Source organism: Streptomyces sp. NPDC055189, assembly GCF_053606765.1.
The window spans coordinates 1-18,800 of record NZ_JBSGSG010000083.1 but is presented as its reverse complement, the minus strand read 5'-3'; the positions used below and the strand labels follow the sequence as shown (position 1 = coordinate 18,800).

Sequence of the window (18,800 nt, the reverse complement as noted above, 5' to 3'; positions counted from 1 at the left end):
CCGGAGTCCCGGCGGGTTCGCGCGCAGGCGGACGGAGCATGGCCCGTGACGGATCAGGCGGTCGACACGGACGGATCGGCAGCGGGCGGCGCGGTGCCGCGGCCCGCTTCGGACCGGACTCCCGACGACGGCCGATTCGTCGGCAGGCGCAGGGAGTTGAAAGAGCTCCGCGCCGACATCGACCGGGCGGGGCTCGACACCATCTCGGGCCGCAAGGCGCCACGCGCACGCGTGCTGCTCATCGCGGGCCGCCCCGGATCGGGCCGCACCTCGCTCGCCGAGGAACTCGCACGGCAGGTCGCCGCCGACTACCCCGACGGGGTGCTCCGCGCCCACCTCACCGAACCCGACGGCACGCGCGTGCCCACCGAACGCACCGCCCGTGAACTTCTGGACGCCCTCGGCGTCGCGGCACCCGCGGGGGCCGACGAGGACGAGCTCGCCGAAGTGCTCCGGGACGCACTCTCGGAACGCAGGGCCCTGCTGCTCCTGGACGGTGCCGCGGACGCCGAGCAGGTCGACCCGCTGATCCCGGACGCGCCGGACTGCCTGGCCGTCGCCGTCTCCGAGGGCCCGCTCACCGGCATCCCGGACGTGCGGCCGTGCACGCTGGGCGGCCTGGACACCCCGGCCGCCGTCGAACTGCTCTCCCGGGCCGCGGGCCCGGTGCGCATCACCGTCGACCCGCGGTCCGCGGAGAGCCTGGTCGAGGCGTGCGCCGCGCATCCCGCCGCGCTCGTCCTGGCCGGCGGCTGGCTCTGCGGGCGGCCCAAGGCGGCCGTCGCCGACCTGGCCAAGCAGGTGCACGACCGGCCAGGGGACGAGTCCGCCTCCGGCGCCCTCTCGCGGATGTTCGAGCTCTCGTACACCTCGCTGCCGGGGGCCGCCGCCCGGATACTGCGACTCCTTTCCCTGGCCCCCGCCGGGCACGTCGACCCGCACACCGCGTCCGCGCTCGCGGGCTGCTCGGTCTCCGCCGCCCGCACGACCCTGGACGACTTCGTGAAGCTCGGCCTGATCAGGGCCGTGCAGTCGCCGCTTCCGCAGTACGAGCTGCCCGCCTGCCTGGTGCCGCTCCTTCGCGCCCGCACCGAGAGCCAGGACCGGCCCGCGGAGATCCAGCTGGCGCGGGCCAGGATGCTGGAGCGGACCGTACGCCTCCTGCAGTCCTGCCGGGCGATCACGGAGCCGGACGGATCGGCGTCCCGCAAGAAGCTCGCCGGGATGCCGCGCGCCCTGCGCTTCCCCAACCCCGGCGCCGCCTCCGAGTGGCTGCACATCCGCAGGACCGCCCTGCTCGCCTCCGCCCGCCTCGCGGTGGCCGACGGTGAGCTCGACACCCTCGCCCGGCGCCTGATGGCGGCCCTGACGCGGGCCCTGGTCGCGCACCGGGGCACGGAGGACGCGGCCGTCGACCTGTACGGCATCCACCGCCTCGTCCTGGACGTGGCCGAGCGCAGGAAGCTGCCCCGCGAGAAGGCGGCGGCCCTCCTGAACCTCGCCGATCTGGACGCCAGGACGGGACGCACGCAAGGGGCGCTGGTGCGATACCGCCTCGCTCTGGACGCCGGACGGGAAGCAAATGATCCCTACGCGACCGGCCGCGCGATGGAATCCGTAGGCGGCGCCTACCAGGAGCTCGGGGACTGGTCGCGGGCCTCCGACTGGTTCGGGCGGGCCCTCGCCCACCGGCTCGCTCGCGACGAGCGCACCGACGCCGCCCGCCTCTACGGCCGCATCGCCATGGTGCACACCTACGCGGGCCGCTACGGCGAGGCGCTGCGCAACTGGAGCTCGGCCGTCACCGGGCACCGCAAGGCCGGTGATGTGGCGGGCCGGGCAAGGGCGTTGAGCGAACTGGCGCGGGTGCAGGAGTACGCGGGGCGGCCGGAGGAGTCGCTGCGCACCTGCCAGGAGGCCGTCGAGTTGGCGCGGCAGGCCGATGACGTACGTCTCCAGGCGGCGCTGCAGCTCAGGCTTGCCGACACCCTGGACCGGCTCGGCGACCCGGTGGCCGCCCGGCTGCACCGCAGCGCCGCCGAGCGGATGCTGGGAACGGAGCTCGCCGAGGTCACAGGGCTGGCATCGAAAGATGGAGCAGGGTCTTCCGCCTGCGAAATCCGTAGCGCTTCCGCAGAAGATTGATGCATTGAAAGGCTAGACAGCGAGAAGTCCTTCATTAGACTGGCTCCGCCGCGTACTTCCGTGGTGTCTCCGATGCGCCCTCTTGTGTATCGGTATGTAACGCATTGCCCGTAAAATCCCTGAGCCAAGAGGACCGTGATCGACGTGAAGGTCGGCATCCCCCGCGAGGTCAAGAACAACGAGTTCCGGGTGGCCATCACCCCCGCCGGTGTGCACGAGCTGGTGCGCCACGGCCACCAGGTCGTCATCGAGCGTGATGCCGGTGTCGGCTCCTCGATCACGGACGCGGAGTACGTCTCCGCGGGCGCCGTCATCCTGGACACCGCCGACGAGGTCTGGGCCACCGCCGACCTCCTCCTGAAGGTCAAGGAGCCCATCGCGGAGGAGTACCACCGCCTCCGCAAGGACCAGACCCTCTTCACCTACCTGCACCTGGCCGCCTCCAAGGAGTGCACGGACGCGCTCCTGGAGTCCGGCACCACCGCCATCGCGTACGAGACCGTCGAGACCGCCAACCGCGCGCTCCCGCTGCTCGCCCCGATGTCCGAGGTCGCGGGCCGCCTCGCCCCGCAGGTCGGCGCCTACCACCTGATGGCCGCCAACGGCGGCCGCGGTGTCCTGCCCGGCGGTGTCCCCGGTGTCGCGGCCGGCAAGGCCGTCGTCATCGGCGGCGGCGTCTCCGGCTGGAACGCCATGCAGATCGCCATCGGCATGGGCTTCCACGTGACCCTGCTCGACAAGGACATCAACAAGCTCAAGGAGGCGGACAAGATCTTCGGCACGAAGATCCAGACCGTCGTCTCCAACGCCTTCGAGCTCGAGAAGGCCTGCATCGAGGCCGACCTCGTCATCGGCGCCGTCCTCATCCCGGGTGCCAAGGCCCCCAAGCTGGTCACCAACGAGCTCGTCTCGCGGATGAAGCCGGGAAGTGTCCTTGTCGACATCGCGATCGACCAGGGCGGCTGCTTCGAGGACTCGCACCCGACGACGCACGCCGAGCCGACCTTCCCGGTCCACAACTCCGTGTTCTACTGCGTCGCCAACATGCCCGGCGCGGTGCCCAACACCTCGACGTTCGCGCTGACCAACGCGACCATGCCGTACATCGTCGAGCTGGCGAACCGCGGCTGGGCCGAGGCGCTGCGCCGTGACAAGGCGCTCGCCCTGGGTCTCAACACCCATGACGGCAAGGTCGTTTACAAGGAGGTCGCCGAGTCGCACGGCCTGGAGCACGTCGAGCTCGAGGCGCTCATCGGCTGATCCCGACCGCTTTCGTCAACGAAAGTCGTCAATCTCACGCCCACGGCCGGACCTTGAGAGAGGTCCGGCCGTATGTGTATGTCCGTGGACATGGTCAACTCGCCTTGAACGTAACCCTTTAACCGATTCGCGCCCCCCTGAATTATGCCGACGGCACCTCGGACACCCTTGACATGGGGGCGTTCGATTGCCGACACATCGGGCCGGGTCCGGCGGATTGTGTTGCTGCGGAGCGGTGACACGCCATAGAGTCGCCAATCGTCGGCATGGTGCCACGCTGACCTATCGAGAAATTTCCTGGTCACCAAGGAGGTAAGACGACTTGTGAATGAGTCGACATTTGCTCCCGGGGGTGGTCAACCAGGAATGTCTGAGCGCGGCCAAGGACCCGTGGGGCTCGAGGCCGTCGGCTCCGTCGCTGTCCGCACCTTCGCAGCCCGCCAGAACCCCCCGCAGACACAGCCGACAACGTCTGCACCCCAGAGCATGGATGGCCATCACGTGAACGCCATGGCCGGCGACCGGAGTGGCGAGAACACCACCCACACCCAACTCGCCGACTACGAGGAACTGCCCCAGGGGCACTTCTACGACCCTGACGCCGAGTACGAGCCCGATCCCGAGTACGCGGCCACGCTGGCCCCGGACGCGGCCCGTCAGCGCCGTGAGCGCATCGGTCCCACGGGACGCCCGCTGCCGTACTTCCCGATCCCGGGTCCGCTGACCGATCACGGTCCCGCGAAGATCATCGCGATGTGCAACCAGAAGGGCGGCGTGGGCAAGACGACGTCGACCATCAACCTGGGTGCCGCGCTCGCGGAGTACGGACGCCGGGTCCTGCTCGTCGACTTCGACCCGCAGGGCGCCCTTTCCGTGGGCCTCGGGGTGAACCCGATGGAGCTGGACCTCACGGTCTACAACCTGCTCATGGAGCGGGGCATGTCCGCGGACGAGGTGCTGCTGAAGACGGCGGTCCCGAACATGGACCTGCTGCCCAGCAACATCGACTTGTCGGCCGCCGAGGTGCAGCTGGTGAGCGAGGTCGCGCGCGAGTCCACGCTGCAGCGGGCGCTGAAGCCGCTGATGCAGGACTACGACTACATCGTGATCGACTGTCAGCCCTCGCTCGGCCTGCTCACCGTGAACGCCCTGACGGCGGCTCACAAGGTGATAGTGCCGCTCGAGTGCGAGTTCTTCGCGCTGCGCGGTGTGGCCCTGCTGACGGAGACCATCGAGAAGGTCCAGGAGCGGCTCAACCCCGACCTGGAGCTCGACGGCATCCTGGCCACCATGTACGACTCCCGCACGGTGCACAGCCGTGAGGTGCTCGCGCGGGTGGTCGAGGCCTTCGACGATCACGTCTACCACACGGTGATCGGACGCACGGTCCGCTTCCCGGAGACCACGGTCGCCGGTGAGCCGATCACGACGTACGCATCGAACTCGGTCGGCGCTGCCGCTTATCGCCAGCTCGCCAGGGAGGTGCTCGCCCGGTGTCACGCCGAGTGAGTCTGCCGGGGGCCGACGAACTGTTCCGTACGACCGGGGGGATGGCGCTGCAGTCGTCGTCCCCGCGACGCCAGACCAACGGCGAGGCACGGGTGCCCGCGCCCGCGGGTGAGAGCGACGACGCCGCCGCCGTCGACGCGCACGGCAAAGTCACGCCGCAGGACGGCGGGGACACCGCCGAACACGGCGCCGCCGACGCGGAGTCGGGCGAGTCCCGCAGCCGGTCGGCCGCCGCCGACGCGGAGAAGGACGGGCGCGGTCCCGGCCGGGGCCAGGAAGGCGCCGCGGCACAGAGCGGCGGCGGCCGGTCCGCGAACTCCTCCTCCACGGCACAGGCACGGCGGCGCGCGCGGGCGGCCAACCGGCGGCCCAGCGGGCGCGAGCGGCACGACGAGAAGATCACCGTGTACGTCTCCGCCGAGGAGCTGATGGACCTCGAGCACGCGCGTCTCGTCCTGCGGGGCGAGCACGGTCTCGCGGTCGACCGAGGACGCATCGTCCGCGAGGCGGTGGCCGTCGTACTCGCGGATCTTGAGTCCCGCGGGGACGCGAGCATTCTCGTACGACGGCTGCGCGGGCGGTAGCGGTAGCGTTCCCGCCGATGCCCCTGAACGACGATTCCGCACCGGCCGCCCGTCGGCGTGCGCTGGGGCGCGGGCCCGGCGCGGAGCCCGCGCCGGAGCCGGAGCCGATCCGCGAGCCGGAACCGGAGCCGATCCGTGAGCCGGAACCGGAACCGGAACCGGTCCGCGACCCTGAGCCCGAGGCGGAGTCGCCGTCCGGGGCCGAGGCGCCGCCCGAAGCTGACGACGGCAGGTTCAAGGTCCGTCTCGCGAACTTCGAAGGCCCCTTCGATCTGCTGCTCCAGCTCATCTCGAAGCACAAGATGGACGTCACCGAAGTCGCGCTGTCCACGGTGACCGACGAGTTCATGGCGCACATCCGCGCCATGGGGCCCGACTGGGACCTGGATCAGACCACCGAGTTCCTCGTGGTCGCCGCCACCCTGCTCGACCTCAAGGCGGCCCGGCTCCTGCCCTCCGCCGAGGTCGAGGACGAGGCGGATCTGGCGCTGCTCGAAGCGCGGGACCTGCTCTTCGCGCGGCTGCTGCAGTACCGCGCGTACAAGCAGATCGCCGACATCTTCAGCGGGCGGCTCGACGAGGAGGCGCGGCGCTATCCGCGCACGGTGGGCCTGGAGGCCCACCACGCCGAACTCCTTCCCGAGGTCGTCATCAGCATCGGCGCCGCGGGGTTCGCCGCGCTCGCCGTGAAGGCGATGCAGCCGCGGGCCAAGCCCCAGGTGTACGTCGATCACATCCATGCCCCGCTGGTCTCCGTGCAGGAGCAGGCCGGGGTGGTCGTGGCCCGGCTCCGGGAGCGGGGCGAGGCCAGCTTCCAGGTGCTCGTCGAGGACGCGGGGGACACCCTCACCGTCGTCGCCCGCTTCCTGGCGCTCCTGGAGCTGTACCGCGAGAAGGCCGTGGAGCTGGACCAGGACGAGGCCCTGGGCGAGCTCATGGTGCGGTGGACCGGCGCGGACGGTGACGGGCAGCCGACGGTGACCGACGAGTTCGACCGCGCCCCGGAGCCGGTGAGTGAGGAGAAGGCCACATGAGCGTGGAGAGCCCTGCGGGAGACCTGGCGGGCGCCGTCGCCGATCTGGAGCTGCGGCCCGCCCTGGAGGCCGTCCTCATGGTCGTCGACGAACCGGCGACCGAGGAGCACCTCGCCAAGATCCTCGACCGGCCCCGGCGGCAGATCGCCGACGCCGTGCGGGAGCTGGCCGACGAGTACACCGTGCAGCGCAGGGGCTTCGAGCTGCGGCTCGTGGCGGGCGGCTGGCGGTTCTACACGCGGCCCGAGTACTCCGCCGCCGTCGAGCGCTTCGTCCTCGACGGGCAGCAGGCGCGCCTCACCCAGGCGGCCCTGGAGACCCTCGCGGTCGTCTCGTACCGCCAGCCGGTCAGCCGGTCGCGGGTCTCCGCGGTGCGCGGAGTGAACTGTGACGGGGTGATGCGGACGCTTCTCCAGAGGGGTCTGGTGGAGGAGGCGGGCGCGGAACCCGAAACAGGTGCGATCCTGTACAGGACGACGAACTACTTTCTGGAGCGGATGGGCCTGCGCGGCCTGGACGAGCTCCCGGAGCTCGCGCCCTTCCTCCCCGAGGCGGAGGCGATCGAGGCCGACACGCTGGAAGGCGTACCGTCGTTCGATCCGGACGCACCCGATGCGCCGGGTTACGAGTACACACAGGACACAGCCGACTAACGGAAATTTGATGCGAAGCAGCAACGGCAGGAACAGCAGCGGAAACAACGGCGGGAGCCGTGGTGGCAACAGCGGCAGCCGTGGCAGCAGCGGTGGTCGCAGCGGCAGCGGTGGTCGTGGCAGCGGCGGCGGTCGCGGCAGCGGCGGTGGCCGCGACTACCGGGGTTCCGGCAACAGCCGGGACGACCGGCGCGACGACCGGCGCGACGACAAGCGCGACGACAGGCCGAGCAGGCCGAAGAATCCGCGCCCCGAGGAGCGTCGCTACGACGTGGGCCCCGGCGGCAACCAGGACGGCCCGAAGTCCGGACGCGGCGCCTCCGCGCGCGGCGGTGCCAAGGGCGGCCCCAGGGCGCCCCAGGGTCAGGCCAAGGGCGCCCGGCGCGGTGCGGGAGCTCCCGCGACGTCCCGTGAGTACGACGCGCGGCAGGAAGAGCGCAACCGCGAGCGTTACGCGGGCAAGCCGAAGGTGAGCACGCCCAAGACCTTCCCCGGCGCCGAGCAGGAGGGCGAGCGCCTGCAGAAGATCCTCGCCCGTGCGGGCTACGGCTCGCGCCGCGCCTGCGAGGAGCTGGTCGACGAGGCGCGTGTCGAGGTCAACGGCGAGATCGTCATGGAGCAGGGGCTGCGTGTCGACCCCGAGAAGGACGAGATCAAGGTCGACGGCCTGACGGTCGCCACCCAGTCGTACCAGTTCTTCTCGCTGAACAAGCCCGCCGGTGTCGTCTCCACCATGGAGGACAACGAGGGACGCCAGTGCCTGGGCGACTACGTGACCAACCGCGAGACGCGGCTCTTCCACGTGGGGCGTCTGGACACCGAGACCGAGGGCGTCATCCTGCTCACCAACCACGGTGAGCTGGCCCACCGCCTCACGCACCCGAAGTACGGCGTGAAGAAGGTCTACCTCGCGCACATCGTCGGCCCGATCCCGCGTGACCTGGGCAAGCAGCTCAAGGACGGCATCCAGCTCGAGGACGGGTACGCCCGCGCGGACCACTTCCGCGTCGTCGAGCAGACCGGCAAGAACTACCTGGTCGAGGTGACGCTGCACGAGGGCCGCAAGCACATCGTGCGCCGCATGCTCGCCGAGGCCGGTTTCCCGGTCGACAAGCTGGTGCGGACGTCCTTCGGGCCGATCACGCTGGGCGACCAGAAGTCGGGATGGCTGCGCAGGCTGTCCAACACCGAGGTCGGCATGCTGATGCAGGAAGTCGACCTCTAGGCGAGTCCGAGTTTCAAGTCCGGGTCTGAGCCCGGCGAAGGCGGCCGGTCCCTGTTTCCGCAGGGGCCGGCCGCCTTTTTGCGCCTTGCGGAGCTCGTCCCGCCACATTTATAGTCGTGCTGACCATAAAGGGAGGGGGGGTCATGCAGGGCTACGACAAGTACGCGTTCGAGCCGTTCGCCGTCACCGTCGACCTGGCCGTCTTCACCGTCCGCGCGGGCCGCCTGCACGTGCTGCTCGTCGAGCGCGGCCAGGAGCCGTACGCGGGACACTGGGCGCTGCCCGGCGGATTCGTGCTGCCCGACGAGTCCGCCGAGACCGCGGCGGGACGCGAGCTCGCCGAGGAGACCGGGCTCACGGACAGCGCGGGGCTCCACCTGGAGCAGCTGCGCACCTACAGCGCACCGGACCGCGATCCGCGGATGCGCGTCGTCTCGGTCGCCTTCGCCGCGCTCGTCCCCGATCCGCCCGCGGTGCACGCCGGCAGTGACGCCGCCCGCGCGGAGTGGCTGCCGTACGGCAGCCGGGGGCCGCTCGCCTTCGACCACGACCTGATCCTGGCCGACGCCCACGACCGGGTCTGCGCCAAGTTCGAGTACACCGGCCTGGCCACTGCCTTCTGCCCGCCCGAGTTCACGCTCGGCGAGCTCCGGCAGGTCTACGAGACGGTGTGGGCCGCCGATCTCGACCCGGCCAACTTCCGGCGCAAGGTGCTCGGCACCCCCGGCTTCGTCGAGGCGATCCCCGGCGCCGCGCGCCTGACCGGCGGCCGGGGCAAACCGGCGGCCCTCTACCGGGCGGGCCCGGCCACCGCCCTGCACCCGCCCCTGCTCCGCCCCGCAGCCGTCTCGAAGCCCTCCTCGGAAGGACAGCCCTCATGAAGCGTGCCGCCACCGGATCCCTGATCGGTCTCGCCCTCGGGGACGCGCTCGGTTTCCCGACCGAGTTCAACGACGTGCCGTCGATCCTCGCCAAGTGCGGGCCCTGGCGCGAGATGGAGCTGCCCCGGCCCGCGATCGTCACGGACGACACCCAGATGACGCTGGCGCTCGGCCGCGGCCTGCGTACCGCCATGGGGCGAGGGCTGCTCGTGCCCAAGCGGCTGGAGCGGCCGGTGCGCGAGGAGTTCGTGGAGTGGTACCAGTCGCCGGAGAACAACCGCGCGCCCGGCAACACCTGCATGAAGGCCTGCTATCTCCTCAAGACGGGCAAGCCGTGGGAGGAGGCCAGCCAGGTGCACTCCAAGGGATGCGGCGCCAACATGCGCGTCGCGCCCGTCGGGCTCGTCCCCGGCCTCGGCGACGACCAGCGGTCCGGCGCCGCCCAGCTGCAGTCCGCCCTCACCCACGGCCACCCCACCGCGCTCGCCGCGAGCGACCTCACCGCGTACGCGGTCAAGCTGCTCGCCGAAGGCGCGGAGCCGATGGGACTGGTCGGCCTGCTCCGCTCGTACGCCATCGAGAACCGCACCCGCTACCGCCACGACTGGCTCGGCGACCTGTGGACCCGCTCCCAGGACCCGACGCCCGAGCACTTCATCACGCGCGGCTGGGACGAATGCCTCGCGATCCTGGAACGCCTGGCGGCAGCGGTGCGCGACGCCAACCCGGAGACCGATCCCTGCCTGGCCACCGGCGCGGGCTGGATAGCCGAAGAGGCGCTCGCCACCGGTCTGCTGTGCTTCCTGATGTTCCCCGACGAGCCCGTCACCGCCCTGCGCCGGGCGGCCTGTACCTCGGGCGACTCCGACTCGATCGCCTGCCTGGCCGGCGCGTTCGCGGGTGCCCATCTGGGCGCCGACGTCTGGCCCGCCGAGTGGGCCGAGCGGATCGAGTACCGGCCGGAGCTCCTTGAACTCGGGGCGCTCTGGGATTCTTAGGCCATGACTGTCGACCTGGGCCCGGACCTCTACGCCGAACTCGCTTCCGTCGCGGCGGAGCAGGCGGACCCGCTGCTGTTCGCGACGGTCTCCGGGGCGCACCTCTACGGATTCCCGTCCCGCGACTCCGACGTGGACCTGCGCGGGGTGCATCTGCTGCCGGTGGACGACCTGGTGGGACTGGGGGAGCCGGAGGAGACCCGCTCGCAGATGTGGGACCACAAGGGCGTGGAGATGGACCTCGTCACGCACGACCTGCGCAAGTTCGTGCGGCTGATGCTGCGGCACAACGGCTACGTCCTTGAGCAGCTCCTCTCGCCCCTGGTGGCGCACACGACGGACGTCCACGCGGAGCTCGTCTCGCTCGCGCCCACCGTCCTCACCAGCCATCACGCCCACCACTACCGGGGCTTCGCCAGGACCCAGTGGCGGCTCTTCGAGAAGAACGGCGAGCTCAAGCCGCTGCTCTACACCTTCCGCGCACTGCTGACCGGGATCCACCTGATGCGCAGCGGCCGTGTGATCGCCCATCTGCCCACGCTCGTGGGGGAGACGGGCGGCTCGGTGGCCCCCGCGTATCTGCCGGACCTCGTCACGGCCAAGCGCGATGCCGAGCACGGCGGCGCCGACGTGGAGCACGCGCGCGTGGCCGCCGACGTGGAGCGGCTGCACACCGGCCTCGACGAGGCGCAGGCGGGCTCAGGGCTTCCCGGGGCCCACCGCGCGTTCGACGCCCTGCACGATCTCGTCGTCCGGGTGCGGCTCAAGGGCTGACGCCCGGCGCGCGCGGAACAGGAAGTCCGCCACCCGCTGCCGGTCCGGCTCGGCGGGCAGCGGACTGCGGGCGGCCGCCTTGTCCGCCTCCTGCGCGAGGCGTCGCATCCAGGACTCGACCTCCCGCCAGGACACCTCGCCCCGCCTGACCGCGAGCAGCGGCTCGCGGTCGTCGCCGACGTCGATCGTCAGGCTGCCGGTGCGCAGGAGGTCGCGGCAGCTCGTCAGGAGGCGCAAAAGGTGCATGGCGTGCTTCCAGCGGGGCGCGCCGTGCAGGCGTACGTCCGCTTCGAGCTTCTTGTGCTGGCCCAGCGCGTAGCGGGCGAACGTGTCGTGCGCGTGGCGGGAGAGGAACGCGTCCCGCAGGGCGAGGAGTTCGCGGCCGGTGTCCGTGACGTGTTCCACCAAAGGGGAGTGCAGGCACTCCAGGATGTTCGGGTTGGCGCGCAGGGCCAGCTCGCAGAAGCGCTCAAGCTCCCAGCTGAACTGCTCCTCCGCCGGCCCTTCCACGTGCGTGGGCGGCTTCTCGAAGCGCCAGAAAAGCGGGGTGGGGGCCAGGAAGACGCCCCTGCGGTCGGTGTCGCTGTCGTCCGTGGCCAGGCCGAAGGCGCGCGAGCCCATCACGCAGGCATAGACGGTGTGGTCGCGTACGAGATCGAGGTCCGGGTCACTGGGGCTGTGCATGCGGGGAGCGTACGGCCACGGACTAGGCGAGGGTGATCGAATTTCCGGTGACCGCGATCTTCTGCGGGGGGAGCGGGCGTGGCGCGGGGCCGCCCGCCACCGAAGCGTCCGCCACGTTGTACTTGCTGCCGTGGCAGGGACAGTTGATCGTGCCGTCCGCGACTTCGTTGACCGTGCACCCCTGGTGGGTGCAGACCGCCGAGAAGGCCTTGAACTCGCCCTTCTCCGGCTGGGTCACGACGATCTTCTTCTCCTTGATGACCTTGCCGCCGCCGACCGGGATGTCGGAGGTCCTGGCCAGCTCCTCCGCCTCGGGGGGCGCCTTGTCCTTCCCGCCCGACTTCGACGGCGAGGACGTGGCCGCGGGCGGCTGCGACTTCGGCGGCTCGGGGTCCGCGCCCTCGTCGCCGTACTTGCTGCATCCGGCGGTCAGCGCGACCGCGCCGCCCGCGGCGAGGATGACGCGCCGGGAAGGCCGTGTGCCGCTCATGTCGTCACCCCGAACGTACGGAAGAACCACAGCGCCGACGTCCACCAGACGACGGTGAGGACCACGAAGACCAGGCCGCCGACGACCGGGAGCAGCCAGCCGGGCAGCTTCTCCGAGCGCAGCAGCAGCATCTTGGCGCTGAACGCGCCGAAGAAGAAGCAGCCGAGCAGCGAGTGCCACATCACCCGCGTCGAGTACGTCTGGTAGCCGAGGGCGTAGAGACAGTGGACCGCCACGGGGACCGACACCAGGAACGCGATCCGGCCCGACCAGCGGTGCAGCACCGAGGCCCAGGACCGTCCCGGCAGGCGTCCGTACACCATGAGCGCCGAGACGATCTGGACCAGGGCGAAGGCGAACGCCGTCGTGCCCAGCCAGGCCTTGACCGCGCTCGTGCTGCTGAACCCGGCGAGGTTGAAGGCCGTGCCCTCGGGGTCGTGCGTCTTGCCGTACACCCCAAGGCCCACCGCGACGGCCGCGGCGACCAGAGCGGGGACGAGGTAGCGGGCGGGGTGCGGGCGGCCGTGGTCACCCGCACCGGGTGGCGGGCCGAAGGCGCCCTGCGTTGCGGCGTTCGGGTCGACGCTCATGGCGGCTCCCTGGTCGGGGCGGAGCGGGGTCAGGGCACGACGGGGCGGGCGGTAAGCTCGCCGCCGTCGAACGGGACGGCGCCGGTCTCCGGGTCGAGGCGGGGGGCCGGCTGCGCCTTGCCGTCCTCCTTGAGGATTCCGACCTGCCGGCCGTCGGGCAGGACGATCCAGCCGCCGTCGATCTCGGCGCCGCGCACCTCGGTGGTCGCGCGGTACAGGCCGGAGGGCTTCTTCGCCCTGGCGGCGGTGAAGTCCCGCGGCTGCTTGTTGATCTCGACCTTGCCGGTGACGGCGTTGTCGGCGAGGGTCGCGTCCAGCTTCGCGCCGTTCTTGCCGGTCAGGCGCATGGAGCCGTCGTCCTCGACGTTGCCCTTGAGCCAGGACTCGGCGTCACGGCCGTTGCAGTAGTAGGCGATGGCCTTGTCGTCACGGATCGAGACGGAGACCGCGGCGGCGTCGTCGGCCGTGCGGCCCGCGTACTCGGATTTCCCGGCCGGCCTCTTGGACGGGCTCTCGGACGGGCTCTCGGTGGGCGCGGGCGTGCTCTTGCCGGGCTTCGCGGACGAGGGCTCCGGCGCCGGCGACGCGGCGCCGGGCGAGTCCTTCCCGTACGACGAATTGCCCTCCCCTGTCGTCGCGTTGAGCGACAGCATGAACAGGGCGAGCAGCAGTCCCCCCAGAAGCGTGTACAGCGGTCCCGAGCGCTTCATGCGGCCTCCCCCGAGGCGTGGGCCGTGACGGCCCCTCCATGCAAGCGGACCCGTGCCCCGGCGTCCATAGTTGAACGCCCACCAATCGGCCCAAGTGGCGACAGGGGGCGATTCGGGTGACATTGACAGGGTCTGAGGCCCGCGCCCCCGATGCGCCGGCCCGGCCACTCACTCGAAAGGCGCGACCATGGCGGGTAACGATCTGGGAAGCCTTCTCGGCGGTCTCCTCGGCGGCGGCCAGAAGGGCCAGGGAGACCTGGGGAACTCCGCGGGCGGCAACATCCTCGGCTCGCTCCTGGGCGGCCTCCTCGGCGGCGGCGCGAACAGCGGCCAGGGCGGCTCGGCCGGCAGCAATCCGCTGGGCGGTCTCCTTGACATGATCACGAAGTCGGGCCTGGTCAACCAGGACCAGCTCGACTCCTGGGTCGGCAAGGGCGACAACCAGTCGCTGAGCCCGGACCACGTCAAACAGGCCGTCCCCGACGAGACCCTGGACAAGGTCGCGAACGAGGCGGGCATCAGCCGTGACGAGGCCGCCGACCAGATCGCGCAGCAGCTGCCGCAGGCCGTCGACCAGCTGACTCCGGAAGGGCAGGTCCCGTCCGGCTCGCTGGAGGACATCATCAAGGACCAGCGGCTCTGACCCCTCCGTGACCCCGCCACGGTGCGGCACGCGGCGTCCGTCTCGGCAGGCGGGCGCCGCGCACTCGTCCCCGGGGGCCTGATTACCCTTGTCGGTACATCAGTCGTACGTACGCGAGCGAGGAGCAGCACTGTGGCGGTACGAGCGGTCCGGGGCGCAGTCCAACTGGAGCGGGACGCGGCCGACCACATGGACGAGCAGGTCAGCGAGCTGCTCACCGCCATCATCGAGCGGAACGGGCTGAGTCAGGAGGACCTGATCAGCATCTGGTTCACCGCGACGCCCGATCTGCACAGCGACTTCCCCGCGGCGGCGGCCCGCAGGCTCGGCATCGTGGACGTCCCGCTGATCTGCGCCCAGGAGCTCCAGATCGAGGGCGCCATGCCGCGGGTCGTCCGCGTCCTCGCGCACATAGAGTCCGAGAAGCCCCGCTCCGAGATCACGCACGTCTACCTCGGCGCCGCGGCCACCCTGCGCAAGGACATCGCCCAGTGAGAACCGCCCTCGTCATCGGCACCGGCCTGATCGGCACCTCCGCCGCCCTGGCCCTGGCCTCGCGCGGCGTGGCCGTGCACCTCGCCGACCACGACCCCGACCAGGCCCGCACGGCGGCCGGGCTCGGCGCGGGCACCGACGAGGCGCCCGAGGGACGGGTCGACCTGTGCGTCGTCGCCGTGCCGCCCGCGCATGTCGCCGCGACCCTGGCCGACGTCATGCGGCGCGACGTGGCCCGCGGCTACCTCGACGTGGCGAGCGTCAAGGGCAGTCCGCGCCGGGAGCTCGAAGCCCTCGGCATCGACCTCACCCCGTACATCGGCACGCACCCCATGTCCGGGCGCGAGCGCAGCGGCCCCCTCGCCGGCACCGCCGACCTCTTCGAGGGACGGCCCTGGGTCCTCACGCCCACCCGCGACACCGACACCGAGGTCCTCAACCTCGCCCTGGAGCTGGTTGCCCTCTGCCGCGGCGTGCCGGTCGTCATGGACGCCGACGCGCACGACCGCGCCGTCGCGCTCGTCTCGCACATGCCGCACCTGGTCTCCAGCATGGTCGCCGCCCGCCTGGAGAACGCCGAGGAGACGGCGGTGCGCCTGTGCGGACAGGGCATCCGCGACGTCACGCGCATCGCCGCGTCGGACCCCGGCATGTGGATCGACATCCTGTCGGCCAACCCCGGCCCCGTCGCCGACCTGCTGGCCGCCGTCGCCACCGACCTCGACGAGACGGTGACGGCACTGCGGGCCCTGCAGTCGGCGGACGAGGTCAAGCGGCGCGAGGGCGCCGAGGGCGTCGAGAGCATGCTGCGCCGCGGGAACGCGGGCCAGATCCGGGTGCCCGGCAAGCACGGCGCCGCCCCGACGACGTACGAGGTCGTCGCGGTGCTCATCGACGACCAGCCGGGTCAGCTGGCGAGGATCTTCGCCGACGCGGACCGGGCCGGGGTGAACATCGAGGACGTGCGCATCGAGCACGCGACGGGCCAGCAGATGGGCCTCATGCAGCTGATGGTGGAGCCGAAGGCGGTCCCGGTGCTCACCGCGGCGCTGCAGGAGCGGGGCTGGGCGATCCGGCAGTAAAGGCCCGGGGCATCCGGCAGTAAGAGGTGCGCGCGGGAGCCAGTAACCTTGTGCGGGGCGTGTCTGCGCCCCGCTTCCCTGCCCCGCGTCCTGAGAAAGGTGTCCGCACCCCGTGGAAACCGTGGAAACCGCCGGTTCGGCGCCCGCAGCAGTGATCGTCGCCATCGACGGGCCCTCCGGCACGGGCAAGTCGAGCACCTCGAAGGCCGTCGCCGCCCAGCTCGGCCTCAGCTACCTGGACACCGGCGCCCAGTACCGCGCGATCACCTGGTGGATGGTCCACAACGGCATAGAGCTTTCGGACCCCACCGCCATCGCCGCGGTCGCGGGCAAGCCCGAGATCATCTCCGGCACCGACCCGCTCGCCCCGACCATCACGGTCGACGGCACGGACGTCGCCGGGCCGATCCGCACCACCGAGGTCACCTCGAAGGTCAGCGCCGTCAGCGCCGTCCCCGAGGTGCGTTCCCGGATCACGGAGCTGCAGCGCACCATCGCCGCCTCCGCCGAGAAGGGCATCGTCGTCGAGGGGCGTGACATCGGTACGACCGTCCTGCCCGACGCCGACCTGAAGATCTTCCTCACGGCCTCGCCCGAGGCCCGCGCGGCCCGCCGCAGCGGCGAGCTCAAGGGCGCGGACGTCGCCGCCACCCGTGAGGCGCTCATCAAGCGGGACACCGCCGACTCGAGCCGCAAGACGTCCCCGCTGGCCAAGGCCGGCGACGCCGTCGAGGTGGACACCACCGAGCTCACGCTGCAGCAGGTCATCGAGTGCGTCGTCACCCTCGTCGAGGAGAAGCGGGCGGCGAAGTGACCGCGGCGCCGTCGGAACGGGGTGCGGAGGTCGGCCGCCGCATCGGCGTCGGCCTCATGTACGGCCTGTGGAAGCCCCGCGTCCTCGGCGCCTGGAAGGTCCCCGCGACCGGCCCGGTGATCCTGGCCGTGAACCACTCCCACAACGTCGACGGCCCGATGGTGATGGGGACGGCACCCAGGCCGACGCACTTCCTCATCAAGAAGGAAGCGTTCATCGGGCCCCTCGACCGCTTCCTGCACGGCATCGGGCAGGTGAAGGTGGACCGGGACATCGCCGACCGCACGGCGATCACCAAGGCCCTCGGCGTGCTCGCCGACGGCGGCGTTCTCGGGATCTTCCCCGAGGGCACCAGGGGCGAGGGAGACTTCGCCTCGCTGCGCTCCGGCCTCGCCTACTTCGCCGTACGCAGCGGAGCGCCGATCGTGCCGGTCGCCGTGCTGGGAAGCACGGAGAAGCGCGGACGGTTGATAAAGGGGCTGCCCCCGCTGCGCAGCAGGGTCGACGTCGTCTTCGGAGACCCCTTCGAAGCGGGCGACGGCAGCGGACGGCGCACGCGCAAGGCGCTCGACGAGGCGACCGTGCGCATCCAGGAGCGGCTCACCGCTCACCTGGACGACGCCAGGCGCCTGACCGGGCACTGAGCGAGACTTTCAGTAGTGGCCCGTCGCGAGGCGGTCCACCGATCACGAATACGACAGAGGTACGGACTTCATGAACGACCAGATCCAGCCCGAAGGCTCGGCTGCACACGAGCACGGGGCGCTTGGCGATGCCGAGTACGCGGAGTTCATGGAGCTCGCCGCGGAGGAAGGCTTCGACGCCGAGGACGTCGAAGGCGCGATCGGAGAGGCCGGCCACGGCCCGCTGCCCGCCCTCGCGGTGGTCGGCCGCCCGAACGTCGGCAAGTCGACCCTCGTCAACCGCATCATCGGCCGCCGCGAGGCCGTCGTCGAGGACAAGCCGGGCGTCACCCGCGACCGCGTGACGTACGAGGCCGAGTGGGCGGGCCGCCGCTTCAGGCTCGTCGACACGGGCGGCTGGGAGCAGGACGTCCTCGGCATCGACGCGTCCGTGGCCGCGCAGGCGGAGTACGCGATCGAGGCGGCCGACGCGGTCGTCTTCGTCGTGGACGCCACGGTCGGCGCCACCGACACCGACGAAGCGGTCGTACGGCTGCTCCGCAAGTCCGGCAAGCCGGTCGTCCTGTGCGCCAACAAGGTCGACGGCCAGTCCGGCGAGGCCGATGCCACCGCCCTGTGGGCCCTGGGCCTCGGCGAGCCGTACCCCGTCTCCGCGCTGCACGGCCGCGGCACCGGCGACATGCTGGACGCCGTCATCGACGCCCTGCCCGAGGCGCCCGCGGCGAGCTTCGGCACCGCCATCGGCGGCCCGCGCCGCATCGCGCTGATCGGCCGCCCGAACGTCGGCAAGTCGTCCCTGCTCAACAAGGTGGCGAACGAGGACCGCGTGGTCGTCAACGAGATCGCGGGCACCACCCGCGACCCGGTCGACGAGCTGATCGAGCTCGGCGGCGTCGTCTGGAAGTTCGTGGACACCGCCGGCATCCGCAAGCGCGTCCACCTCCAGCAGGGCGCCGACTACTACGCCTCGCTGCGCACGGCCGCCGCCGTCGAGAAGGCGGAGGTCGCGGTCATCCTGATCGACGCGAGCGAGTCGATCAGCGTCCAGGACCAGCGCATCGTCACGATGGCCGTCGAGGCGGGCCGCGCCATCGTCATGGCGTACAACAAGTGGGACACCCTCGACGAGGAGCGCCGCTACTACCTGGAGCGGGAGATCGAGACCGAGCTCCTCCAGGTCGCGTGGGCCCCGCGGGTCAACGTCTCCGCCGAGACCGGCCGCCACATGGAGAAGCTCGTCCCGGCGATCGAGACGGCCCTCGCGGGCTGGGAGACGCGCGTACCGACCGGGCGGCTCAACGCCTTCCTCGGTGAGCTCGTGGCCTCCCACCCGCACCCGATCCGCGGCGGCAAGCAGCCCCGCATCCTCTTCGGCACGCAGGCGGGCACGAAGCCGCCGCGGTTCGTGCTCTTCTCCTCCGGCTTCATCGAGCACGGCTACCGCCGCTTCGTGGAGCGCAGGCTCCGTGAGGAGTTCGGCTTCGACGGCACGCCGATCCACATCTCGGTGCGGGTGCGCGAGAAGCGCGGCCGCAAGAAGTAGGCACGGATGGACCAATGGGCCGGGGCCCGCCTTCTTCAAGAA

The 18,800-nt window shown here is 71.3% G+C and carries 20 protein-coding genes; 16 read left to right on the top strand and 4 right to left on the bottom strand.

Going from position 1 to position 18,800, the window contains the following annotated elements; all coding sequences use genetic code 11:
• Positions 1–45: 45 nt before the first annotated feature.
• The 10 genes from ACWFR3_RS37500 (at position 46) to ACWFR3_RS37455 (ending at position 11,063) form a co-directional block, all read left to right on the top strand.
• On the top strand, positions 46–2,145 hold the full coding sequence (locus ACWFR3_RS37500; protein WP_453739176.1) for a tetratricopeptide repeat protein: 2,100 nt from the start codon (positions 46–48) through the stop codon (positions 2,143–2,145).
• Positions 2,146–2,289: 144 nt separating this feature from the next.
• On the top strand, positions 2,290–3,405 hold the full coding sequence (gene ald / locus ACWFR3_RS37495) for an alanine dehydrogenase (RefSeq protein WP_453739194.1): 1,116 nt from the start codon (positions 2,290–2,292) through the stop codon (positions 3,403–3,405).
• A gap of 366 nt (positions 3,406–3,771) precedes the next feature.
• Positions 3,772–4,914 (top strand): ParA family protein, encoded by a 1,143-nt coding sequence (locus ACWFR3_RS37490; protein WP_453739175.1) that lies wholly within the window; start codon positions 3,772–3,774, stop codon positions 4,912–4,914.
• Positions 4,899–5,498: a hypothetical protein gene (locus ACWFR3_RS37485; protein ID WP_453739174.1), complete on the top strand. Its 600-nt coding sequence runs from the start codon at positions 4,899–4,901 to the stop codon at positions 5,496–5,498. The genes ACWFR3_RS37490 and ACWFR3_RS37485 overlap by 16 nt, the downstream gene beginning before the upstream one ends.
• 17 nt (positions 5,499–5,515) lie before the next feature.
• On the top strand, positions 5,516–6,532 hold the full coding sequence (locus ACWFR3_RS37480) for a segregation and condensation protein A (RefSeq protein WP_453739173.1): 1,017 nt from the start codon (positions 5,516–5,518) through the stop codon (positions 6,530–6,532).
• Positions 6,529–7,185, top strand: coding sequence for an SMC-Scp complex subunit ScpB (scpB, locus tag ACWFR3_RS37475; RefSeq protein WP_453739172.1), 657 nt, complete (start codon positions 6,529–6,531; stop codon positions 7,183–7,185). Before ACWFR3_RS37480 ends, scpB begins: the two co-directional genes overlap by 4 nt.
• 10 nt (positions 7,186–7,195) lie before the next feature.
• A complete protein-coding gene (locus ACWFR3_RS37470) occupies positions 7,196–8,410 on the top strand; it encodes a pseudouridine synthase (RefSeq protein ID WP_453739171.1) in 1,215 nt (404 codons plus the stop codon).
• A 143-nt stretch (positions 8,411–8,553) separates the two neighbouring features.
• Positions 8,554–9,291, top strand: coding sequence for an NUDIX hydrolase (locus ACWFR3_RS37465; protein WP_453739170.1), 738 nt, complete (start codon positions 8,554–8,556; stop codon positions 9,289–9,291).
• On the top strand, positions 9,288–10,289 hold the full coding sequence (locus tag ACWFR3_RS37460) for an ADP-ribosylglycohydrolase family protein (protein WP_453739169.1): 1,002 nt from the start codon (positions 9,288–9,290) through the stop codon (positions 10,287–10,289). Before ACWFR3_RS37465 ends, ACWFR3_RS37460 begins: the two co-directional genes overlap by 4 nt.
• A 3-nt stretch (positions 10,290–10,292) precedes the next feature.
• Positions 10,293–11,063, top strand: a complete 771-nt coding sequence (locus ACWFR3_RS37455) for a nucleotidyltransferase domain-containing protein (RefSeq protein WP_453739168.1) — start codon at positions 10,293–10,295, stop codon at positions 11,061–11,063.
• Here the strand turns inward: ACWFR3_RS37455 and ACWFR3_RS37450 are convergent.
• The 4 genes from ACWFR3_RS37450 to ACWFR3_RS37435 are packed head-to-tail and all read right to left on the bottom strand — an operon-like array spanning position 10,989 to position 13,537.
• Positions 10,989–11,747 carry a nucleotidyltransferase domain-containing protein gene (locus ACWFR3_RS37450; RefSeq protein ID WP_453739167.1) on the bottom strand — a complete coding sequence of 253 codons (759 nt, stop codon included), beginning with the start codon at positions 11,745–11,747 and terminating at the stop codon, positions 10,989–10,991. The two genes, ACWFR3_RS37455 and ACWFR3_RS37450, sit on opposite strands and share 75 nt — an antisense overlap.
• Positions 11,748–11,769: 22 nt before the next feature.
• The gene (locus ACWFR3_RS37445; protein WP_453739166.1) at positions 11,770–12,237 is read right to left on the bottom strand and encodes a Rieske (2Fe-2S) protein; all 468 of its coding nucleotides are present in this window, start codon (positions 12,235–12,237) and stop codon (positions 11,770–11,772) included.
• The gene (locus ACWFR3_RS37440) at positions 12,234–12,827 is read right to left on the bottom strand and encodes a DUF6529 family protein (protein WP_453739165.1); all 594 of its coding nucleotides are present in this window, start codon (positions 12,825–12,827) and stop codon (positions 12,234–12,236) included. The genes ACWFR3_RS37445 and ACWFR3_RS37440 overlap by 4 nt, the downstream gene beginning before the upstream one ends.
• Positions 12,828–12,856: 29 nt before the next feature.
• A complete protein-coding gene (locus tag ACWFR3_RS37435; protein ID WP_453739164.1) occupies positions 12,857–13,537 on the bottom strand; it encodes a hypothetical protein in 681 nt (226 codons plus the stop codon).
• A gap of 187 nt (positions 13,538–13,724) precedes the next feature.
• Between ACWFR3_RS37435 and ACWFR3_RS37430 the strand changes: the two genes are divergently transcribed.
• The 6 genes from ACWFR3_RS37430 (at position 13,725) to der (ending at position 18,758) form a co-directional block, all read left to right on the top strand.
• Positions 13,725–14,180: a YidB family protein gene (locus ACWFR3_RS37430; RefSeq protein ID WP_453739163.1), complete on the top strand. Its 456-nt coding sequence runs from the start codon at positions 13,725–13,727 to the stop codon at positions 14,178–14,180.
• A 132-nt stretch (positions 14,181–14,312) separates the two neighbouring features.
• Positions 14,313–14,675, top strand: a complete 363-nt coding sequence (gene aroH / locus ACWFR3_RS37425; RefSeq protein ID WP_453739162.1) for a chorismate mutase — start codon at positions 14,313–14,315, stop codon at positions 14,673–14,675.
• On the top strand, positions 14,672–15,757 hold the full coding sequence (locus ACWFR3_RS37420) for a prephenate dehydrogenase (protein WP_453739161.1): 1,086 nt from the start codon (positions 14,672–14,674) through the stop codon (positions 15,755–15,757). Before aroH ends, ACWFR3_RS37420 begins: the two co-directional genes overlap by 4 nt.
• A gap of 112 nt (positions 15,758–15,869) precedes the next feature.
• On the top strand, positions 15,870–16,571 hold the full coding sequence (cmk, locus tag ACWFR3_RS37415; protein WP_453739160.1) for a (d)CMP kinase: 702 nt from the start codon (positions 15,870–15,872) through the stop codon (positions 16,569–16,571).
• On the top strand, positions 16,529–17,215 hold the full coding sequence (locus tag ACWFR3_RS37410) for a lysophospholipid acyltransferase family protein (protein ID WP_453739159.1): 687 nt from the start codon (positions 16,529–16,531) through the stop codon (positions 17,213–17,215). The genes cmk and ACWFR3_RS37410 overlap by 43 nt, the downstream gene beginning before the upstream one ends.
• Positions 17,216–17,285: 70 nt before the next feature.
• On the top strand, positions 17,286–18,758 hold the full coding sequence (gene der / locus ACWFR3_RS37405) for a ribosome biogenesis GTPase Der (protein ID WP_453739158.1): 1,473 nt from the start codon (positions 17,286–17,288) through the stop codon (positions 18,756–18,758).
• Positions 18,759–18,800: the final 42 nt, after the last annotated feature.

What these genes read in the sequence shown, in the direction of transcription:
- ACWFR3_RS37490 (WP_453739175.1), top strand. Translation starts at nt 3,772, where the DNA reads ATGTCTGAGCGCGGCCAAGGACCCGTGGGGCTCGAGGCCGTCGGCTCC.
- ACWFR3_RS37480 (WP_453739173.1), top strand. Translation starts at nt 5,516, where the DNA reads ATGCCCCTGAACGACGATTCCGCACCGGCCGCCCGTCGGCGTGCGCTG.
- scpB (WP_453739172.1), top strand. Translation starts at nt 6,529, where the DNA reads ATGAGCGTGGAGAGCCCTGCGGGAGACCTGGCGGGCGCCGTCGCCGAT.
- ACWFR3_RS37470 (WP_453739171.1), top strand. Translation starts at nt 7,196, where the DNA reads ATGCGAAGCAGCAACGGCAGGAACAGCAGCGGAAACAACGGCGGGAGC.
- ACWFR3_RS37465 (WP_453739170.1), top strand. Translation starts at nt 8,554, where the DNA reads ATGCAGGGCTACGACAAGTACGCGTTCGAGCCGTTCGCCGTCACCGTC.
- ACWFR3_RS37460 (WP_453739169.1), top strand. Translation starts at nt 9,288, where the DNA reads ATGAAGCGTGCCGCCACCGGATCCCTGATCGGTCTCGCCCTCGGGGAC.
- ACWFR3_RS37455 (WP_453739168.1), top strand. Translation starts at nt 10,293, where the DNA reads ATGACTGTCGACCTGGGCCCGGACCTCTACGCCGAACTCGCTTCCGTC.
- ACWFR3_RS37450 (WP_453739167.1), bottom strand. Translation starts at nt 11,747, where the DNA reads ATGCACAGCCCCAGTGACCCGGACCTCGATCTCGTACGCGACCACACC.
- ACWFR3_RS37445 (WP_453739166.1), bottom strand. Translation starts at nt 12,237, where the DNA reads ATGAGCGGCACACGGCCTTCCCGGCGCGTCATCCTCGCCGCGGGCGGC.
- ACWFR3_RS37440 (WP_453739165.1), bottom strand. Translation starts at nt 12,827, where the DNA reads ATGAGCGTCGACCCGAACGCCGCAACGCAGGGCGCCTTCGGCCCGCCA.
- ACWFR3_RS37435 (WP_453739164.1), bottom strand. Translation starts at nt 13,537, where the DNA reads ATGAAGCGCTCGGGACCGCTGTACACGCTTCTGGGGGGACTGCTGCTC.
- ACWFR3_RS37430 (WP_453739163.1), top strand. Translation starts at nt 13,725, where the DNA reads ATGGCGGGTAACGATCTGGGAAGCCTTCTCGGCGGTCTCCTCGGCGGC.
- der (WP_453739158.1), top strand. Translation starts at nt 17,286, where the DNA reads ATGAACGACCAGATCCAGCCCGAAGGCTCGGCTGCACACGAGCACGGG.